General features: G+C 30.0%; 17 protein-coding genes. 7 read left to right on the top strand and 10 right to left on the bottom strand.

Going from position 1 to position 21,577, the window contains the following annotated elements; genetic code table 11:
• Window positions 1-216: 216 nt before the first annotated feature.
• Complete coding sequence (locus AC1Q7N_RS10625; protein ID WP_002490835.1) at window positions 217-402, top strand: hypothetical protein; 186 nt, start codon at window positions 217-219, stop codon at window positions 400-402.
• 245 nt (window positions 403-647) lie between these two features.
• On the opposite strand, the gene AC1Q7N_RS10620 is transcribed toward AC1Q7N_RS10625, so the two are convergent.
• The 3 genes from AC1Q7N_RS10620 to AC1Q7N_RS10610 form a co-directional block, all read right to left on the bottom strand.
• Window positions 648-1,058 carry a DUF1433 domain-containing protein gene (locus AC1Q7N_RS10620; RefSeq protein WP_145376544.1) on the bottom strand — a complete coding sequence of 137 codons (411 nt, stop codon included), beginning with the start codon at window positions 1,056-1,058 and terminating at the stop codon, window positions 648-650.
• A gap of 539 nt (window positions 1,059-1,597) precedes the next feature.
• Entirely contained in the window at window positions 1,598-1,957 is a 360-nt protein-coding gene (locus AC1Q7N_RS10615; RefSeq protein ID WP_001830474.1) for a hypothetical protein, read from the bottom strand.
• 317 nt (window positions 1,958-2,274) lie between these two features.
• Window positions 2,275-3,255 (bottom strand): tRNA dihydrouridine synthase, encoded by a 981-nt coding sequence (locus AC1Q7N_RS10610; protein ID WP_002437657.1) that lies wholly within the window; start codon window positions 3,253-3,255, stop codon window positions 2,275-2,277.
• 198 nt (window positions 3,256-3,453) lie between these two features.
• Between AC1Q7N_RS10610 and lqo the strand changes: the two genes are divergently transcribed.
• Window positions 3,454-4,938 carry an L-lactate dehydrogenase (quinone) gene (gene lqo / locus AC1Q7N_RS10605; protein ID WP_002455958.1) on the top strand — a complete coding sequence of 495 codons (1,485 nt, stop codon included), beginning with the start codon at window positions 3,454-3,456 and terminating at the stop codon, window positions 4,936-4,938.
• 772 nt (window positions 4,939-5,710) lie between these two features.
• On the top strand, window positions 5,711-6,478 hold the full coding sequence (locus tag AC1Q7N_RS10600) for an SDR family NAD(P)-dependent oxidoreductase (RefSeq protein ID WP_002437663.1): 768 nt from the start codon (window positions 5,711-5,713) through the stop codon (window positions 6,476-6,478).
• 582 nt (window positions 6,479-7,060) lie between these two features.
• Here the strand turns inward: AC1Q7N_RS10600 and AC1Q7N_RS10595 are convergent.
• Together AC1Q7N_RS10595 and AC1Q7N_RS10590 are read right to left on the bottom strand one after the other, a co-directional pair.
• Window positions 7,061-8,202 (bottom strand): IS3 family transposase gene (locus AC1Q7N_RS10595; RefSeq protein ID WP_099835063.1). Its coding sequence is split into 2 segments (ribosomal slippage): window positions 7,061-7,932 and window positions 7,932-8,202, totalling 1,143 coding nucleotides; the frame shifts between segments, so codons are not numbered across the junction.
• Between the two features lie 116 nt (window positions 8,203-8,318).
• Window positions 8,319-8,813, bottom strand: coding sequence for an isoprenylcysteine carboxyl methyltransferase family protein (locus AC1Q7N_RS10590; protein ID WP_002437668.1), 495 nt, complete (start codon window positions 8,811-8,813; stop codon window positions 8,319-8,321).
• Window positions 8,814-9,050: 237 nt separating this feature from the next.
• Here AC1Q7N_RS10590 and uhpT point away from each other — a divergent pair, with 237 nt between their 5' ends.
• Complete coding sequence (gene uhpT, locus AC1Q7N_RS10585) at window positions 9,051-10,430, top strand: hexose-6-phosphate:phosphate antiporter UhpT (RefSeq protein ID WP_002455961.1); 1,380 nt, start codon at window positions 9,051-9,053, stop codon at window positions 10,428-10,430.
• Between the two features lie 78 nt (window positions 10,431-10,508).
• Here uhpT and hptR read toward each other — a convergent pair whose 3' ends face one another.
• The 4 genes from hptR to AC1Q7N_RS10565 all read right to left on the bottom strand — a co-directional run bounded on the left by hptR (window position 10,509) and on the right by AC1Q7N_RS10565 (window position 16,608).
• Entirely contained in the window at window positions 10,509-11,264 is a 756-nt protein-coding gene (hptR, locus tag AC1Q7N_RS10580) for a response regulator transcription factor HptR (protein WP_002455962.1), read from the bottom strand.
• 11 nt (window positions 11,265-11,275) lie between these two features.
• A complete protein-coding gene (locus AC1Q7N_RS10575) occupies window positions 11,276-12,814 on the bottom strand; it encodes a sensor histidine kinase (RefSeq protein WP_002489447.1) in 1,539 nt (512 codons plus the stop codon).
• The gene (gene hptA, locus AC1Q7N_RS10570) at window positions 12,811-13,785 is read right to left on the bottom strand and encodes a hexose phosphate-binding lipoprotein HptA (RefSeq protein ID WP_002437673.1); all 975 of its coding nucleotides are present in this window, start codon (window positions 13,783-13,785) and stop codon (window positions 12,811-12,813) included. The genes AC1Q7N_RS10575 and hptA overlap by 4 nt, the downstream gene beginning before the upstream one ends.
• 192 nt (window positions 13,786-13,977) lie before the next feature.
• Window positions 13,978-16,608: a CDP-glycerol glycerophosphotransferase family protein gene (locus AC1Q7N_RS10565; protein WP_002485425.1), complete on the bottom strand. Its 2,631-nt coding sequence runs from the start codon at window positions 16,606-16,608 to the stop codon at window positions 13,978-13,980.
• A gap of 119 nt (window positions 16,609-16,727) precedes the next feature.
• Here AC1Q7N_RS10565 and AC1Q7N_RS10560 point away from each other — a divergent pair, with 119 nt between their 5' ends.
• Window positions 16,728-16,859 carry a hypothetical protein gene (locus tag AC1Q7N_RS10560; RefSeq protein ID WP_002469222.1) on the top strand — a complete coding sequence of 44 codons (132 nt, stop codon included), beginning with the start codon at window positions 16,728-16,730 and terminating at the stop codon, window positions 16,857-16,859.
• Between the two features lie 211 nt (window positions 16,860-17,070).
• Here the strand turns inward: AC1Q7N_RS10560 and AC1Q7N_RS10555 are convergent, their stop codons facing one another.
• Window positions 17,071-19,368, bottom strand: a complete 2,298-nt coding sequence (locus tag AC1Q7N_RS10555) for a CDP-glycerol glycerophosphotransferase family protein (protein ID WP_002469217.1) — start codon at window positions 19,366-19,368, stop codon at window positions 17,071-17,073.
• Between the two features lie 560 nt (window positions 19,369-19,928).
• Between AC1Q7N_RS10555 and AC1Q7N_RS10550 the strand changes: the two genes are divergently transcribed.
• The gene (locus AC1Q7N_RS10550; protein WP_002455963.1) at window positions 19,929-20,780 is read left to right on the top strand and encodes a trypsin-like serine peptidase; all 852 of its coding nucleotides are present in this window, start codon (window positions 19,929-19,931) and stop codon (window positions 20,778-20,780) included.
• A gap of 205 nt (window positions 20,781-20,985) precedes the next feature.
• Window positions 20,986-21,138, top strand: a complete 153-nt coding sequence (locus AC1Q7N_RS10545) for a beta-class phenol-soluble modulin (protein ID WP_002437676.1) — start codon at window positions 20,986-20,988, stop codon at window positions 21,136-21,138.
• Window positions 21,139-21,577 lie beyond the last annotated feature (439 nt).

Below are 21,577 nucleotides of genomic sequence, written 5' to 3'. Positions count from 1 at the left end.
TATATACTTAACATTAATTCTTCTTTGTATTTTTCAATTTTTATTTTCTAAGCACTTCAATTTTGCTTGATGGATGGTCTGGAAAATATTCAAACACATATGGATTGAGCAAAGATTTTTAGTTTTATGACTTTTAAAGTTCAATGCCAATGATACAATTGGAATAAAGCAAAATTTTTAATAAAGTAATAAATGAAGAGGGGATAAGTTATTCAAATGAATCATTTTGGTAAGCTTCATCGTATATCATTAATATTAAATATTATGTTTTTAATACTCATGCCTAAAATCTATAGTTTTGATAATATTTATTTATCAATAATTTGGACTTTGTTAGGAATAGCAAATGCTGTCTACTTGTTGATTAAGCAAAGACGAGAAAACACCATTAAACGTAAATGAAGGAAAAAGAACTCATTTATTATGATGTGCATTCCAGAAGTTGGACTAAAATCTATCTTTGTGGGGTGTTTTTTATGATTGAATATGATAAATTTTATTTTAAAATTAAAGTTTTTCAAGAATATTTAAATGGTTAAAAAAAGTAAGAATAAAAAATATCAAAGGCTTGCCCCCTAAAAAATTGTAGAAGACAAGCCTTTAAAATATTACACTAAATAATACTTCTTGTGGTTCAGTATAAATTTTTAGTGTTCTTTCTTTTTGTCTAAATCTTTTTTGATTTCATCGGGTGATTTAGATTCATTAGCCGGTTTAAGTAATTTAAATATTTTAACGTCTGCTATAAGTCTGCCTCCAAATTGATAATTGTTTTCAGGTGATGCAAATGCAACAAAATCATCTTTTTTATTGTTATTGATATAGCCTTCAATAACAGCGTCACCCATTGGTCCCTGTTTTAAACTTGTGAAATGGACAGATTTGATGATATTAGGTTCTTTAGTGTTGTATTTAAGATAAAGCGTGATACGTTCTTGTTGCTCTTTGTAGTAGATTTCTTTCTGTTTTGCTTTTTCGTCATATTTCATTTTGAGGTAGACACCTCCAAAAATGATTAATATAACACTAATAAAGATCAAGATTTTCTTTTTTGACATAGAGTAGCTACCTCTTATTTGTGATGAATGAGTGTAGGATTCATACATAATAAAGATTTGACATATGGAATACTTGCAGAAGAAGCATAATAATATTAGTTCTAAACTATCATGAATCAAAGTATCTAAATATCACATTCTATATACTAAATGCTTGGTATTAAAATAAGACAAGGTACATTTCATTAACTGTACTTTGACTAAACTTATGTTATACCTGTACTTTATATTCAACTTCACTTTTTTTCTTATCAAAATACGGTACAACAAATATTACAAATAAAGCACATCCAATAGCTAACAAAAAACCTAAATTTTCCAATTTATTCACTCCTTATTTTGTGTACAATATCAACACTATTATTCTTCAGAAATACTCTTAATTAATATTATTGCATCATCAAGTAACATACTGATACCTAATCGACCTGCTGATGAATCAAATTTGAAATAAGAATATTTAATTTTGCCACCAACTGACTATATGTTAAGAATTCTTTAGACATTTATTTGTGCTATAGTCCTTTCTTTATATATATTTATTGATATAACTTTATTGATTTAATAGTTGTCTTTTCTGGAAGGAAGTTATATTTAATATTGATTGTAAGTCCGACGGGTTTTTTATTAATATCTAAACGATAATAACCAATAGGCCCACCACCTTGGTTATCTGTCGCATTTTCGAAATCGGCTTTTTTTATAGTTTTTAAAAACTGATATGTCTGCTTATCTTTAGCAATCTTATGAAGTTGCTTTGTGTCATGATGTTGTATGGATTGATTTAATTGTTGTTCACTAGAGTGAATCACCCACATGTCGAAGAAGAAAAAGTTAATAACAACATAACTACAGGCTTGGATAAAGAGAATAACAACTATAAAAATCAATCTTTTCATTGATATGCACCTTATTTTTAATGAAATATTTGCTTCTTATATTTAATTTATCATAATATTGTTCAGTTTAACTTAAAATTCACGATGTTCAATATATATTCATCATTCTATATTTTGTATAAAAAGCATGGACTATATTTAACAGTTTGCTCATTTACTTTTCGGCCCACTATATGTTTAAGTAATCAGTCTAAAACTTATTTTTATGTCACTTTTGTAAATTGCTCGAGATTTACTACTACTTAATATTAAACAACCTCCCTCTGACTCAACAGGGGAGGTTCATTTATTGTTTATTATACTTACCGCTCGCATACTTATACTTCTGAACGTGCATCCATACGTGCTTCAAAAGTATCGAGTAGTTCTCTTGCTTCGGCAATGGATTGGGTGTTCATTAATTGATGGCGGAGTTCGCTAGCGCCTCTAATGCCGCGTACGTAGATTTTGAAGAATCTGCGTAAACTTTTGAAGTGTCGGGCTTCATCTTTATCATATTTTTCAAATAAAGAGAGATGTAAGCGTAATAAACCTAATAATTCTTTGCTTGAATGTTCGCGTGGTTCCTTTTCAAATGCGAATGGGTTATGGAAGATCCCTCTACCAATCATAATGCCATCAATACCATATTTATTTGCGAGTTCTAGACCAGTTTGTCTATCGGGGATATCACCATTGATAGTTAATAGTGTATTTGGCGCAATTTCATCACGTAATGTCTTGATTGCTTCGATTAATTCCCAGTGTGCATCTACTTTACTCATCTCTTTACGGGTACGTAGATGAATGGATAAATTTGCGATATCTTGTTCGAAGACGTGTTTTAACCAGTCTCGCCATTCATCGATATCGTAATAACCTAAACGTGTTTTTACACTGACCGGTAGACCACCTGCTTTAGAAGCTTGAATGATTTCGGCTGCCGTTTCAGGTCGTAGAATTAAGCCGGATCCTTTACCTTTTTTCGCAACGTTTGCGACAGGGCAACCCATATTTAAATCTATACCTTTAAAGCCCATATCCGCTAAGCCGATACTCATTTCTCGGAATTGTTCTGGTTTATCGCCCCAGATGTGCGCTACCATTGGTTGTTCGTCGTCACTAAAAGTTAAGCGTCCGCGCACACTATGAATACCTTCAGGGTGACAGTAACTCTCAGTATTGGTAAATTCAGTAAAAAATACATCTGGTCTCGCAGCTTCACTGACAACATGCCGAAAGACAATATTTGTCACGTCTTCCATAGGTGCCAGAATAAAAAACGGACGTGGCAATGTACTCCAAAAATTTTCTTTCATGATTTATTTAAACCTTCTTTATAATAATGATCTCGAATTTTTACGCATGATGATATTACCACAAAACTCACATAGCTGACTACAACTTTTAAATAAATGATTACTGAGTTTTCGCGCTTAATTGTTTAATAAATGTTTAAAGTGGTAAAGTCTATATATGTACTATTTTAATATATAAATTTAGAAAGGAACATGCACATGAGTGAAGCAAATCATAAAAACATCGTTGTTGTAGGTGCAGGAATTATTGGTACGTCAGTAGCGACAATGCTTTCAAAAGTAAGTCCTAACTGGCATATCGATATGTTTGAAAGACTAGAAGGCGCTGGTATTGAAAGTTCAAATGAAAATAATAATGCTGGGACAGGCCATGCGGCATTATGTGAATTAAACTATACAGTTGAACAAGATGATGGTTCAATTGATGCATCTAAAGCGCAAGAAATTAATGAACAATTCGAATTATCTAGACAATTCTGGGGTAATTTAGTTAAAAATGGTGATATTTCTAATCCTGAAGAATTTATCCAACCATTACCTCATATCAGTTTCGTTATGGGACCAACAAACGTTAACTTTTTAAGAAAACGTTATGAAACACTAAAAACACTTCCAATGTTCGATACAATCGAATATACAGAAGACATGGAAACAATGAGAAAATGGATGCCATTAATGATGGAAAATCGTGAACCAGGTCATCAAATGGCAGCAAGTAAAATTGATGAAGGTACAGATGTGAACTATGGTGCGTTAACACGTAAGTTAGCACATTACTTAGAACAAAAATCTAATGTTTCATTAAAATACAATCATGATGTTGTAGATTTAACACAAAGAGAAGATGGCAAATGGGAAGTTGTCGTTGAAAATAGAGAAACTAAAGAAAAAGTAACTAAAATAGCAGATAAAGTGTTTATTGGTGCTGGCGGTCACTCTATTCCGTTATTACAAAAATCTGGCGTTAAACAAAGAGAACACCTAGGTGGTTTCCCAATCAGTGGTCAATTCTTAAGATGTACAAACCCAGATATTATTAAACAACATGCGGCTAAAGTTTACAGTAAAGAGCCTCAAGGTAAGCCACCAATGACTGTACCACACCTTGATACACGTTATATCAATGGTAAACAAACATTATTATTTGGTCCATATGCGAATATCGGCCCTAAATTCTTGAAATTCGGTTCAAATCTAGACTTATTCGAATCAATCAAACCATATAACATTACTACAATGTTGGCTTCAGCAGTTAAAAATGTACCTTTAATTAAATATTCAATTGATCAAATGATCAAAACTAAAGAAGGTTGTATGAACTATTTAAGAACATTTATTCCTGATGCTAAAGATGAAGATTGGGAACTTTACACTGCTGGTAAACGCGTTCAAGTTATTAAAGATAGTGAACAACACGGTAAAGGTTTCGTAGTATTTGGTACTGAAGTTGTCAATTCAGACGACAATTCTATGATTGCATTATTAGGTGAATCTCCAGGGGCTTCAACATCATTATCAGTTGTATTAGAAGTTTTAGAGAAAAACTTCGCTGATGACAAAGAAGCATGGGAACCTGTTGTTAAAGAAATGGTACCAACATACGGTCGTTCATTAATTAATGACGAAAAATTAATGAGAGAAACACGCCGTGAAACTTCTAAAAACTTACATTTAAATAGATAAGTATTTTAAAAATAGAATTATATGTCACGAAATAATGACATGATGTGTGCACCTCGTAGCATTAGGTAGAAAGTCTAATGTTACGGGGTGTTTTTTATAGGAAATAGGAAGGAGGTGCGATTTAATTGAATAAGGAAGTATGTGCGATAGTGAGGCATAAAGACAAAATGTGAACAATGTGATTTCATCTTAAAAATGAGAATGAAAGAGATGAATTAATGCGAAAATGTGAGGATAAACAAAGTGCTCAGTATTGAGTGTCTTATTATTTTAAAAGGTGAAACTCAAGTTCATTTTTGATGAAATTAATTGTTGAATATTTAAGTTGAACAAAAGAGTGTGAGTTCGTTTTATTATAAATAGCATTGATTTTTTATTAATTAAGTAAATAAAATAAAAACATTAATTTTATTGTTCGAGACATTTTGTTTTGGTACTATAATATTGTAGTAATTTGTTAAGTTTACAACAAAAATGATTGACGCATAACGTTGTTAAAACTAAGTATCTATCTTTGTTATTCGAAACCATCTTAATATGTGATATATTGAGACAGAATCATCATTCATTATCATAATTTTTAAAATTTGAAGTAAAATTCTTGCTTTCAAACATATCTTTGTAATGGTAATGAAGAACAATTTTAAATTGTGACACAGAAGTGATTTCAGATTTAAGGATTATCATACATAAGCTAATGAAAAATTGTTATTTTTTATGATATTTTCATGATTTTAAAAACAGTTTTGAAAATCGAGAAAGGTGATTGACGATGGTAAACATTATGGAAAAATTTAAATTAACTGGTAAGGTGGCAATGGTCATTGGAGGTGCAACTGGCATTGGTAAAGCTATGGCAGAGGCATTAGCACAAGCAGGGGCAAATATCGTTATCGCTGATTTGCAATCCAATATTGGTCAAGAAACAGCCACAACTATATCTACACAATCAGGTGTTAAAACCACATCATTAAAATTAGATATAACTCATTCAGATGAAGTAAATCAAATTGTTGATTATGTAGTAAGGGAATATGGAAAAATAGATATTCTTGTCAATAACGCTAGTATCTCAATTCAAGATGATACTGAAAATATTTCGTATGAAGAATGGTTAAAAGAAATCAATTTAAGCTTAAATGGAGCATTCTCTGTAGCGCAAACAGTAGGACGTCAAATGATTGAGAAGGGTAGTGGTTCGATAATTAATGTCTCTTCAGTATTAGGATTGATTGCTAATAAAACGCAAGACCAGAGCTCTTATGAAACGTCTAAAGCCGGTGTGACGATGCTGACTAAAAGCTTAGCTAGAGAATGGTCTAGATATGGAATTAAAGTAAATGCAATTGCCCCTGGTTACATGAGAACAATCGAAACGGAAAAGATACTAAATGATAATACTGAAACAAATACAACTCCTATGGAACGAGTAGGTGAGCCTGAAGAATTAGCTGGAATAACAGTTTATCTTGCTTCTGATGCATCATCGTTTACTCAAGGTAGTGTATTTAATATTGATGGCGGTTATTCAGCATTATAATATCAGTAATAGTTGAGAATGTGAAGATACAAATTAATAGGAGTCTTTATCTACCTTTAATATTGTATTAACAATTGAATCGTTTTTGTGTATTATTTTTTAGTAAATATATTTAATCGAAAGCATCGAATTTGTTTGGTAAATAAGAACAGAGTGACTTTGTAATCATCATTCAATCTATTGAGTATGTTTCATATCAGAGTATTTAAATATTGACAAATCTCAAGATTTAATATTGGGATTTATCTTTTTTGTTTAGGAGAAGATGATTTTAGCGCTTTAAATGTCTATTGATACCCAATCAAAGTTAATATGGGTTGTTGATACAAAGGTAAGTGTTCAGGTTGTCTGACGTAAGACATAGGGCACACTAAAAATGTGCATCCTTATTCCTAACAGTAACGTTATATCTAGCAAACGGGTTTATCGAAACGTTATAATAAAATCATCAGTTATATCCTTGCGATAAAAAATACCTACAATCATGTATGTTTATATGCCGCACTTTTCAAAAATTCACTTTAAAGATGTGGCATAAGGCACTGAACCCTTAAAACGGGAACTTAATAAAAACACCATGTTCTAGGCTATTAATTCTCTGTATTTTACTGGGGATAAGTAGCCTAGTTTTTGTTGAATTCGATTATTATTATAGTTTTTAATGTACTTTTCGACAATATCTATTACAATATGATTAGAGCGATTAAGCTCATTATTGATGTAAAAAGTTTCAGACTTTAGCGAGGAATGGAAACTTTCTATCGGGGCGTTATCGGCAGGTGTTCCCTTTCGGGACATACTTCTGATAATGCCTTTTTCTTCGCACAATTGATAATAAGCATAAGATGTATAAACGCTGCCTTGATCACTATGTAATATACAACCTTCAGGTATATCGATTTGATTTAATGTATCATTAACTAAACTTTGGTCTTGTTTATCATCTATTTTATACGCCACAATTTCTCCGTTATAAATATCCATTATCGAAGATAAATACAACATAGAATGACCAAATGGTAAATAAGTAATATCGGTTGTTAATACTTCCATTGGACAACTCGCTTTAAATTGTCTTTGTAATAAATTGTCCGTTTTATAATACGGTTTACCTATTCTTGTCGTCTTTTTAGGTCTAACTCGGCAGTTCAAATGATGCTTCTGCATCATTCTCTGTACTCTCTTATGATTAATTGGTGATGTATAACATTGATTAATCAATGCTGTAATCTTACGATAACCGTAGGTATAGTGGTTAGCTTTACATAATTCAATGACTTTTTGTGTTACGGTATCATTTTTATAGGTTTTGTTTTTCCATCGGTAATATGTTGATTTAGGTATGTTTAATACTTCTAGTATCAATTTGATTGAATATTTTACTTTTAATTGATCCACTAAATCTATGACTACTGTTGGTACCACTTCCTTTCCAATGCCTTGTACTTTTTTAAAATATCCAATTCTATATCTTTTCTCTTATTTTCTAATTTTAATTGTTCTACTTCTGACAGCTCTTCTAATCCTTTACCGTAGGTATATTGTTTACCAACTTGTTGTGAAAATCTATAACTTTCCCCATTTCGATACCATCGCCACCAAGTTTTCACTTGCGTCCTATTTCTAATATTTAATTCTTTCATAATTTCTTTTGTTGAAAATCCTGCTGCTTTCATTTCAACTGCTTTATACTTTGTTTCTACTGAATAAGAAGCTCTTTTCATAGAAAAAAACCTCCGTATGATTCATTTTAATATGAATTCAACGAAAGTGTTTTTATATAATTCCCACAAATTGGGGTCAGTCTAATAATGAATTTCGTGATTGTAGGCTTTTTATTTTATATATTCATTAATTTCTCTTCTTGACGGATACGTACAATTAAAAAATAAGCATATGGAACTAATAAGAGTGTTGTGTATGTAGCATTTGTTAGTAGTAATACACCAATTAATTCGGGAATGATATTTAAAAAATAGTTTGGATGTTTCGTTACTTTATATAACCCTGACTTAATAATAGGGTGATTGGGCAGTATAAATAATTTCAATGTCCAAATACGACCTAATGTCTTAATAACTATAAATAGCATGATATAAGCGATGATCAATATGATTAAGCCAATGCCGTTAAGTAGACTAAATGTATCCTTACGAATGAATGCTTCTATAGCTGCACTCATGTAAATCAACACGTGAGTAATGGCTAGAAATTTTGAATTTTTAATACCATATTCCACGGCTCCATCTACCTTTAGCTGTTTTGCATGTTGCATTAATATCTTTAAGCTGATGAGTCGAATACAGAAAAAGATAAATAAGATAGTTAAAATCATGATGTCCTCCATTGTTTGTTATATAAATGTTCTTTTGCTCATACAATACAAAGTATTTTATATAGAAAATGTTTCAAATGCCATTAACTATTTATTAACTTTAGCACTAACTCACAACTCTTCTAACACCTCACATATTAAGTTCAGTTTTTTGGATAATTTAATACTTTTAAGGATATTAAGCGCTTACATTAATGTGATATATTTTTTTTAACGAAAATGATAGGGGTGTTAGGGATGAACTTTTTTGATATTCATAAAATACCAAACAAAGGGATACCATTAGCTGTACAACGCAAATTATGGCTTAGAAACTTTATGCAAGCGTTTTTTGTCGTATTCTTTGTTTACATGGCGATGTATTTAATTCGAAACAATTTTAAAGCGGCACAACCGTTATTAAAAGAAGAAATCGGATTATCAACATTAGAACTGGGTTATATAGGATTAGCGTTTAGTATTACTTACGGTTTAGGAAAAACATTACTCGGTTATTTTGTCGATGGTCGTAATACGAAGCGTATTATTTCCTTCTTATTAATATTATCTGCGATTACAGTACTTATTATGGGATTTGTATTAAGTTACTTCGGCTCTGTGATGGGACTATTAATTGTACTGTGGGGGCTTAACGGTATATTTCAATCTGTGGGTGGGCCTGCAAGTTATTCAACGATTTCAAGGTGGGCACCTCGAACAAAGCGTGGACGTTATTTAGGATTTTGGAATACATCACATAACATTGGTGGTGCAATTGCTGGCGGTGTCGCACTCTGGGGTGCGAATACATTTTTCCACGGTAATGTCGTTGGGATGTTTATTTTTCCTTCTATTATCGCTTTAATCATTGGAATCGTGACATTATTTATTGGGAAAGATGATCCAGAAGAATTAGGTTGGAATCGTGCTGAAGAAATTTGGGAAGAGCCTATCGATCAAGAAAATATTGATTCTCAAGGTATGACTAAATGGGATATCTTTAAAAAATATATCCTGGGAAATCCAGTGATTTGGATTTTGTGTATCTCAAATGTTTTCGTATATATCGTGCGTATTGGTATTGATAATTGGGCGCCGCTATACGTATCAGAGCATTTACACTTTAATAAGGGTGACGCGGTTAATACTATTTTCTACTTTGAAATAGGAGCATTAGTAGCCAGTTTATTATGGGGTTATATCTCAGACCTTTTAAAAGGACGTCGTGCGATTGTAGCGATTGGATGTATGTTTATGATTACCTTTGTTGTGCTGTTTTATACGAACGCAACAAGTGTGACAATGGTCAATATTTCTCTATTTGCATTAGGCGCTTTAATCTTCGGTCCACAGTTACTCATTGGTGTATCTCTGACTGGCTTTGTTCCTAAAAATGCAATTAGTGTCGCTAACGGTATGACAGGTTCATTCGCATATCTATTCGGGGATTCAATGGCTAAAGTGGGTCTGGCTGCAATCGCTGATCCAACACGTAATGGTCTAAATATTTTTGGGTATACGTTGAGTGGTTGGACAGATGTCTTTATTGTATTCTATGTAGCTTTATTCTTAGGAATGATACTATTAGCCATTGTTGCTTATTACGAAGAAAAGAAAATTAGAAAATTAAAAATTTAAGATTAAGTGAATTTAAATATATACTCCCTACTATAAATTTTGTCATTATGGTAGGGAGCTTTTTCGTGATTGATTGCACTATTTTGATAGCTTATTATAATCACTTGGTGACATATGTAAATATTTTTTAAAATGATAGCAAAACATCTTATACTCAGAAAAACCTACTTTTTCAGCAATTTCATAATGCTTGTAGTGCTGGTCTAAAAGATGTAATGATTTTAAAATACGATAACGATTTAAATAATCAACTATCGTAATGCCTACATGTTCTTTAAACGTCCTCATGGCGTATGACTCACTTACAACAATAGGATTAATTAAGTCAAGAACAGTCACTTTCTTGTGATAATGTTGCTTGATTTGAGACAAAATTTGATTGACATAATAGTCATCGTAATCAATTTTTAATAATGGTTGAAAGGCAGTATAATATGCCGCGTCATCATTGGTAGAATGTGGACGTTCTAATAACCTTTGAACTAATATGTCTAGAATATGCTCTAATTGAGTGTGGTCTACTGGCTTTAGTAAATAATCAAGAACATGGTGTTGAATGCCGGCTTTCATATATTCGAAGTCGTCATAACTAGATAAAATGATAACTTGGCAATCAAGGTCTTTGATGTCATCTAGTAGGTCAACACCATTTTTTCGAGGCATTCGTATATCAGTAATGACGAGTTCAGGTTGATGTTGGCGAATTAAAGACAATGCTTCTACGCCGTCTGTGGCAGTGTAAATAGTTGTAAAATGATATTCCTTCCATGGAATCATTTGTTTTAAACCTTGTCGTATAATCCGTTCATCATCACAAATAACTACTTTAAACATCTTTATTCCTCCTAGACAAGTGGTATTTGGTAACACATTAATGTCCCTTGCTGGCTTCTTGAGAAAATGTGCAAACGTGCATATGTTCCATATTGAATCATGGCTCTATTATGTAAATGATTTAAACCTAGGTGTGTCGTATCAAAAACATCGTGATGAAGGGATTGGCGCACGTGTTCTAAATGTGATGGAGACATACCGATGCCATTATCATGAACCAGAATATGTAATTTGCGCTTCGTAAGTCTGATACGAATTGTTATCTTTAAAGGTTCACTATCACGACCATGCTTGCTGGCATTTTCTACGAGTGGTTGAAGCATCATCTTACCAATTGTTTGATGTTGTACACCCTCAGTAGCATCGATGTAAAGCTGTATCATATCATCGAAGCGGATATTTTGTATGGCAACATACTGCTCAATGTAGCTTAATTCTTCTGCTAATTTGACTGTGTGCGATGCTGTGCGTAGAGAATAACGTAGCATTTGTGATAGTTGTTGTATGACTGTTTGTGCTACTTTGGGTGAAAGAGGAATTAAATATTGTATCGTTTGCATCGTATTGAATAAGAAATGGGGTTGAAATTGTCGCTCAATTTCTTTTAATTGTATATCACGTAAACGACGTTCGGTCTGTTCAATAGATTGTATTAATTGCTCATTTGATTCAAACAAGTCATAGATATAATTATTTATTTCCTCTAACTCACTATGTTTTTTTAACGGTTCGTAACTACCAAGATGTCGATTTTTAGCATCATCAATTTTTCGGACAATCGCTTCAATATCTTCAGATTGGCGCTTTGCCATTCTATCAGCGCTTATATATCCAAAAATAACAAGCAGAATAAGAACAACACCCATGACAACTAGTAATGCAATTCCATCTTCAATGGTTTCATGAATATCTTTATATATAATAAGATGCGCATGATGAGAATTGAGTTTTAAAGACTCGTTCATAAACCCAAACTGTGGTGGTTGATATTTTTGACCGATAGAGAATCGGTCGTCATTTGTATATAAAACAGTATCATATGAATCAACAATGAGTGCAGATTGTCCACTATTTTTCTTAATGTTTTTAAGTAGTGGTGTGCTTGACATATATATTTTAAGGATATAAGTATCGTCTTTAAAATCAATTCGATATTTTGATATTAAATACATCTTTGTTGTGTCTAATTGTTCATAATTGTTTGTGAAAGATTGTGAAGAACCTTTTAAATCGTAATACAATATCGCAGGTTGTTGATGGACTTGTTTTAATAGTTGGCGTTTCATCTTTGTGATATCAGCTGGATGTGATAAATCAACATGACGCCATTGTTTTTGTTGCTGCGTAACAAACGTATGAAAATGTTTGTCGATACGTTGTAATTCGGTTTGAGTTTGATAGGTATGCTGATGAATGGTGCGATGTTCGACCCATATATAAATAGCATAAAAGCTTATTAAACCAATAATCATCACCATAAATACTGGGAAAATCGTTGAGGCAAATAGCGAACGCCTTAATTGATGTCGGTACGGCTTATAGGTCTTCATTGAATCATCTCCAAAAATTGATGATGTGGAATATTGGATACACGTGATTGTGGGATTAGTGGAATATGATCCAAGTTTTCAATAGATGAGTGATTTGTTTCAGTCACGTCTTTACGTATTGATTTAGCATCAAATTCTTCTGCCAAACGTTGTTGTACAGAACGGCTTGTTAAATATTGTACTAACTTTTTACGTTTGGGATGAGGTTGTGCATTGTTAACTAAAGCAATACCATCTACATTTAACATCGTCCCCTCAGTAGGGTAAATGATTGAGATAGGGTATCCTTTTTGTTTCCACGTTCTAGCATCTTGTTCATAACTCAATCCAGCGTAATAAGCACCTTTAGCCACCTTTTCAATCACTTGAGAACTTTTAGATAACTGTACAGCATGGTGTTGAAATTGATGAACATCGCTTACTTGGTGACGCATATGATACATCGCACGCATATGTTGGTATCCTGTCGTCGTAGAATGAGGATTAGAATAAACGACACGCCCCTTTAGTGAAGACTGAAGTAAGTCTTTATATCCATGAATAGTCATATCACCTTGTAAATCTGTATTCACTACAATTACTGTTGGCATCAATAGAAAGCTCGTGACTAATGGGTTGTTAGAGCGATAATCCTCTATTTGTTTCAGTGTAGAACGATTATGGTAAGGAACAAAATCTTCTTGATGATCTATCATCTCTGATAACACGCCACCCACAAAGACATCCCCACGTTTAGAAAGTGCTTCTTTGTGAATATTAGATAGTAATACTTGAGTTGAGCCATGTTTGATTTCAACTTTCACATGTTCTCGCTTTTCAAAATCATTTAAAATCGGACGAATTAAATGTGATGGATAAGGAGAATAAACAATCAACGTACGTAAAGGATGAGGTGATTGTGAAGTCGATGTTGGAGCGCATGCTATCAGAAAAATGAGTAATAATAACAACGTATAAAGTTTAACTTTCATAATATCCCATCAATTCTATGTATTTTTATTACAACAATTTTACCAATAAATACGACATAAGTAATGTTAAATATTTTGCAATATTTGTAAGGGAGATGCAGGACTCATCAATATGTATTAAAAGTCTAGGATGACAAATTCTCATGAATTCATCGTCCTAGACTTATGTTTGGAATTGAGACAAGTATGAACTTAAGAAGACGTATTGTCTTGAATAAGATCTAAAATACTGTGATAGACACGTTGGTTATTATGATGATCTGTATAATCGAATATGCTTGATAGATTTTGATACTCCATATTTTTAGGATTTTTAATATTATCTTCAATTAAAGAAATTAACTCTTTCTCTGTATGTGCTATATCGCCAATAAATGTATCTTTAATACTTCTTAATATACCTTTTCTAAAGAATTTTTTGACATCAAAATGATAGAAAATGACAGGTTTTTTCATATATGAGAAGTCAAAACTAACACTACTGTAATCAGTAATGAGTAAATCATGTTCAACTAACAACTCTTGAACAGTTTTATCGCCTAACTCGATGTAATTGATGTCACTTTTATTATCAGTCAAAAATGATTTGAAAAACATTTGTGATCGATAGTGCGGATAAAAGTTAATTTCAATATCATATTCGTTGATTAAAGCTTGCAACTTAGGACTATTAATTAAGCTTAAATAATGCTTCATATAATCGCTATTATCAAAGGCATAAGTACTATTTAACCAGTCTCTCCAAGTAGGCATTATTAATATCTTTTTAATTTCATTAGTATTTTTTTGAGGTAAATGGTCAAATCGTGGTAAACCAGTCACAGCGACTTCATCATCATGATATCCTAGTTGTTTCATAACCACTTCTTTTTTCTCATAAGTACTTGAGACATTAAATAAATTAAAAGGAAAATCATAATACTTTTTATCATATTCTACTTTTTTCCTTCCTAAAACGCCATGTTGTAGAAAAACCTTGATAGTATCTTCGTAACCCCAGAAACGCGCTGCTGTTTTATAAGGAACAATATTTTCTAAATCATGTGTAGATATTAATACATTCGCTTTTGATGCAACCTCAAAATGTTCTTTTGAAGCAAAGCTTAAAACGTTTGGTAGATGTTTGATTTTTTTAAAATCATTTGAATGAGAATCGATAACATAATAAGCATCGATATGAGTATGATTTTGTAACCACTTAAAGAATGTTATGCCATTATCTTGAGCAGTGTCTCTTCTTTCTCCAATAAGCCATATATCATTTGATTTTTTACCATTTTCTAGTATTTGAAATTCATCATTAGTAAGATTAAAATTTTCTATTTTAAGGTTCTTGAATGGAGTTAAAGTAATCATATAATATGATTTTTGGTTTTCCTTTTCAATACATTTAAATGACAGATAATTATCTTTTTTATAGATACCATCTGTGTATCTAATCTTTTCCTTTTGAAGTAACGTTTTTCCATCATAAGTAGATAAGAATATATCTATTATATTTTTAGAAGAGGTACTTAATTTTTCCAATTCATCATACGGTATCTCGATGCTTTGTTCACCTTTATATATAGGTAATTCATATTTGTTTTGTGATTCTCTATCTTCGAATGTGATATAAGTAGAGAATACTTCGTGAATATTAGCATAAGTTAGATGACAGCTTATAAGATCGTCTGTAATGAAATTAACTACAGACTTTATTTTAGGTTTTGAAGTTAATAAAGTAATACCTTTTTGTTTTTTAATATTTAAATTATATAATTTATTATTAAATGTAAAACTTCCTTTGAAACTCACTTTATTTTTAGTATTGAGTATGTAAAAAATTTGCTTACCATTTAGTTTATCTTCAAAAACGATAGCTAATTTTTTCTTTTTAACATTATTAAAATCATTAAGATTGATTTTAGTAATTATTTTATTTTTATTAGCTATAGTCTCTAATTTTTGAGGATTAAAATATGTTAAGTCATTTTCAACTAGACACAAGTATGACAAATGATAATGGTCAAAATCATTTTCATTTATTTCAAAACTGATTTTGATATTGCTATCATTCAATAGAGTTTGAATAAATAAATTTTGAACATTTAATTTTTTGAAATTTATTTTCAATTGATTGCCTACCCATTCCTGCTGTGTTGTTAAATGAGAAAGAATTTGTGTATTAGTTATCTCCAAGGGATAAAGACTCTTTTTAATAGCTACAAATATTGAATATTTTCCCTCGGGAGAAATTTTACTTAATTCCGACAGACTTAATTTATTATTATATATAGGAATTTCAAATTGTGCATTTACATTTAATAGAATTAATGAATCTATATTATATTCTGTGTTTAATAATAATTGATTTTCTTCTTTCACTATATTCTTAACTTGAATACTATGATTATAAGTTTTTAAATAATTTTCATATTTACTGAGTCTAAGGATATAGTTAAACTTTTCAAGTGAGTATATACAGTCATTTAATATGAAAGTATTAGTTAAATTTTTACTGTAAGTTATCCATAATTTTTTTCGATTATATATAAATTCTAAATCTATAGATCCTTTATTTAATAGATTTTTATTTTCAACTCTTAATCTGATGATATTAGCAGTTTCACGTATGGTTTCAAAAGAAAAATTACTCTGATTAATTCTGATTTTTAATAGCTTTGAATTGAAAAAGTGAAAATTATCAAGATATATTTCGATATCAGTATAATCATCATTTGAACATATATCGTTTAATATAAATTTTTTCACTAATTTATTAGCAATTTTAGAATTACTTGATTTAATTTTTTTCTTTAATGATATACTTTTGTTTAACAAAATAATAACCTTCCTCACTTTTTGAAATTTAATTTTACTGTATATACAACCTATTCTAATATTTATATGTTAATATAGTCTATAGTTAATTCTTATTTTAGCTAAATGAGGGGTTAAATATGAAAAAAGTATTGATTATTTCAATGGCACTTAATTTATGTTTATTTGGTAAATATAAAGAATTAAAAAGAAAAAATGAATTATTAAAAGTTGATGTAGAAGACATAAAAGATACTAAATACAGAGACTAGAAAAGATTTTACAGTTTTTTATACATTTTATTGTGATAACTATAAAATAATCATTAGCCTATTTCATTCTGCATAGTAACTGCCAAATATTAATCTAAGTGCATTCATTCAAAAAAGAACCGTAGATTTACATGTCTACGGTTCTTTTTTTTATAATATATCTAAAAGTGGTTGATAGTGTTGAAATTTTATTCTGCGTTTTCATAAATAATTAGATAATATTATCTTCTATTAATATGTCTACAACACGTTGAGTATTTTGATTGTCATTAAATTCATTTAACTTTTTATAATTTTCTTTTATTCTAGAAGGGATTTTGTAATCATTGCGTATTATATACTTAACTATGTTGACTAAATCTTGTTCACTATATACGACATCTCCAGGAGCATTTTCAGGATTAACGGGACTAGTGCCCCCATGTTTTTCAATAATATAATCAAACTCTTTCCAATAGAAAATAGGATATGCGCCTCTATAAGCAGCGTCTAATATAATTGAAGAAATATCAGTAATATAAATAATTGAATTCGTAAGCGTATCAGTAGGATCTTCAATAAAAATATTTTGATATTTATCGAAATTATTCTTCATATATTGAGAAAATTTATTATGTGCTGCAATCTGCAAGCGATTGAGCATATTTTCTTTTTCAAAAGCTTTTATAACGTCTAAAATTGATTTGTAATAAGTTGTTTTTTTGATGTTCCCATTGATAATTTCTGACTCTTCCCAAGGTCTCCAAGTAGGCATATAAGTAATTTTATCAGCATCATTATTTAAATAAGCTTTATCAAGTTTTGGTAGACCCGTTTTCATCATATCAAATTCGTTGTAGCCCATAATTTTAAACTCATGTGCTTCTAAATCAGAACTAACGACAGATTTTATTATATTATTAGTCATGTTTTTTTTATGGAATCCACTTGTTTTTGGATTGTCATGCGGTTTCATGAAGAGAATACCGTGTTGTAAAAAGTATAATGGTGTTTCTTTGATTTTTTTATTTAGACTATCATTGAATATTCTAGTATTAATCACATGATTACTTAGCTCACTAGAAATAAAGTGATTTGCTAAAAACACATATAAATAATTTTTAAAACTAAATCGATCAATTATATTATTACCATACTTATTTTTCATTAAGTGATACTGATCAGAACGTTTATCTAAAATAAATACATTCTTAGACTTAAGTTGCTTTTGACTTAAAACCTTTTCAAAAACATATCTCCCAGATTCTACTGCTTTAGAAGCTTCTTTTTCAAAATAAACGTTAATTTTTTTATTCTTATTAAATATTCTATACAATCGGGCGTATTTTTTAGCGATTAAAATCTTAAATTTATGCCATCTATTATATATTTTTAAACTGCTTAAATTTCCTAAAGAAAGATTTTTTCCTGCATTTTTTCTAGCAATGATAGCGTGATTCATAGAGTTAAATGTTAAAAGTACCTTCTGTTCTTCATTAAAACTGTAATGCAATGCATGTAATTTGATTCTATCGATACCTAAAAAAACAGTATTATGCAAATTAGATAGTTTTCTAATATTTTTAATTTTAACTTTAGCTATAAAAGTAGTGTCGTCAATCCAGGATAACTTAGAGAGGATGATCCCTTCTCTTGTTAATAACGTATTGGGTCTTATTTCAGTATTATAACCAATTTGTCCTTTTATAATGAGAGAGCCCCAATATTTTTTAACTGTATAAGTACTATTTTTATATAGTAATTCTTTTGTTTTATCAGTTGTAATACTTATTTTTTTATTATGGTTATTGATGATATAAAAATTAGAATTGATTTTTAAAAGTACAGAATTTTGGACTGATGAATTGAATCCTTTAGCTAAATTAAGACTTTTTAAGGTTTTAATTGCACTGATTTTAACTTTTTGTGATACTTTCTTAGAAGAAATAGTGAAATTGTTAGCACTGTTAAATTTAAATTTGAGTGGAGAATTTGTCAGTACATTTATTTTGATTGTTTTAAAAGAAAAATCTTTTTTTGCAATAGTGTATTCTAAAAATATTGCATAATTTAAGCAAGTGAATTTTATATAGATATATGGATCTTGATTTCCATTTTCTACTTCATTAATAAATGACTTTCTTCCAGGAATAAAAAAGTCACTGTTTATTTCAATCTCATCACCAAAATAGGTATCTTTAACGATGAAACTGTACTTCGATTTATGAATAGAGAAACGATGGTGTGAATTTTTAATGTTTAAATTCAAACTGCCTGGACTATCGCCATTTATGTATGGTGTTAAATAAAGTTTTTTATTTTTTACGTGTAAGTAATAATCTAGATTGTTTGATTGAAAGGAACCAATTAATATATCTTTACTATTAAATTTATCCAAACAATAATCTTTGTTTTTAAAATCATTTTCAGTTATATGGTAATGTTTGTTCAATAATTCTAGTGAAATTCTTTCGTAATTTTGTGATTTTAAAACTCCATATTCCTTATTAAAAAAATTAATTTTAAGCATTTGTGCATCTCCTAAAATCTTAAATATTAATATATTTATAATATAAACTAATCATGCAATTGTTGGTTTATCTATAGAAACCAACCCAAAATAAGATTATAGCATAATAATGAAGTGCGCTATATATATAAAATATGTAAAATTTAGACTTTCAAATTTTTGTAAAACTTTAATTATAGTATATAGTTCGTTAGAAAGGATTCTTTTGAATAATAATGGTATATTCAATTGTTTGTATGTTTGAAAAGTTTTATTAAGCTTACCAATATCAAAAGTTATGTAGTTAAACTCGATAACTATTGATAGTAAAGGGGTATTAAAAAATTGTGTGAAGTGTGGAGAAAGAAACCCTTAATTACTGTGATAGTATGCTTATATACAAGAATTTTACGACACAGTTTTTTGAAAAAGGCACACTATCAAAAATTCAAATATATCATTATAATAAATGTTGTGGAAAATATAATATATTAAGGTTACTATCTTTTTGAACTGATACAGAAAATAAATTTTTAATAATTAGTATGTACTTTAATTTAAAAATAAAAAGGATGAATAAAATGAAATTTAAAAAATCACTCATAACAGCTTTAGCAACCATAACTTTGGTACCATCATTGATGATTTTAGATACACAGCATGAGGCAAAAGCAGTAGGAAATTATTATTACAATGGCATGGAAGATCATAATGCGAGTGCTGCATATCATAAAGCGAAGAAAGTTGATAATAGTCAAATAGTCATAAAACGTTATAACTATGCGCATAAAAATAAATATAAAGCAGTAGGAAGAGTATCGAACATGGATGGTTGGAAAGGTCCAGGCAAAGATAGTATGGGAACAGGATTTATGGTAGGCAATCATACGTTTGTAACCAATGCACATGTTGTAGATAAGAAAAATGGTCAAAGAACGAGTCCGAGTAAAATAAAATTTCAATTAAACAGAGACGGTAAAAAGATACCCTATCAATTTCATGCTAAAAAGATATATAAAATCCCTTCATACGATATGGTTGTCGTTGAAACTAAAGAAAATATGGCTCAAAAAGCTAACGTGCAACCACTTAAACTTGCAACCAATCAAAAAATTAAGAGTTTAAAATTTAACAAGAAATTATATTCTTTAGGATATCCAGTGATGAACGGGAACAATACATATGCATACTGGAATAAGTTACGTTTTTTACAAGAAGCATCGAATAAATCAGAACTCATGACAAAAGATAAATTTAGAGCTGGTGATTCAGGATCTCCTATGGTAGATAGCCAGTACGTTGTTTATGGGGTTCGTACGTATGGATATAATTTAAGAGGTAGTTCTAATCATCCTTATGCCCAACAAGAAGTTGCAGGTGCAGAATCATTATATGGTAATCCAAGAGATTTTATTCTTAAGCATAATAAGTAATACCACTCAAGATAATTCTACAATGCATTGCAGAATTGTTGAAACCCCTTATTAATTGTGTGCTAATATATAAAATTAAAGTATAAATCAAAATTACGTATAATGAACGATTGAGTTATTTACAAAAGTTTAAAATTGAGTTTAATTTGTATTAAAAAAGCAATGCTATTCTATAGATAACTTAATTAGGAGGAGGGAATACAACGTGGAACATGTTTCTAAATTAGCTGAAGCTATAGCTAATACTGTATCAGCAGCACAAGCAGAAGATGGTGCTGAGTTAGCAAAAAGTATCGTTAATATCGTAGCGAATGCTGGCGGTATTATTCAAGACATTGCACATGCATTCGGTTACTAAGTTATCACTTACATAATCTATTCATACTAACTACGTTTTATAAATAGAGCTAGATGCCTATAGGTATCTAGCTTTTTTGTATTTAATATTCATTTACTTGTAATTACAATACCATCATAAAGCTGTCTCTTTTTAACATTATTATTGATTATTCAAATGCTTGTAGTTTTATAAGTCGCATTATTATTTTTAAATATTTTCACTATTGAATGGATTTTGATCTTCTTTATAAAAAATAAATAAAAGGTTTAAAGTTAAATAAAATTTAAAAAATAATAATTTATACAAAATGATATTTTTTTAATCATAAATAATATGTAAAGTATTGCGTTAAAATGTAAAAGAAGGTAACATTACATACTAGAGGCTGGGACATAATTTCTAACAAATTAGCCAGTAAATGAGTTTATTATAAATTCATTTACTGGCTTCTTTATTT

This window comes from Staphylococcus sp. GW823-FHT05F06 (assembly GCF_058795495.1).
Note: the sequence above shows the minus strand (reverse complement) of the source record. Positions and strands in the feature narration are given on the sequence as shown.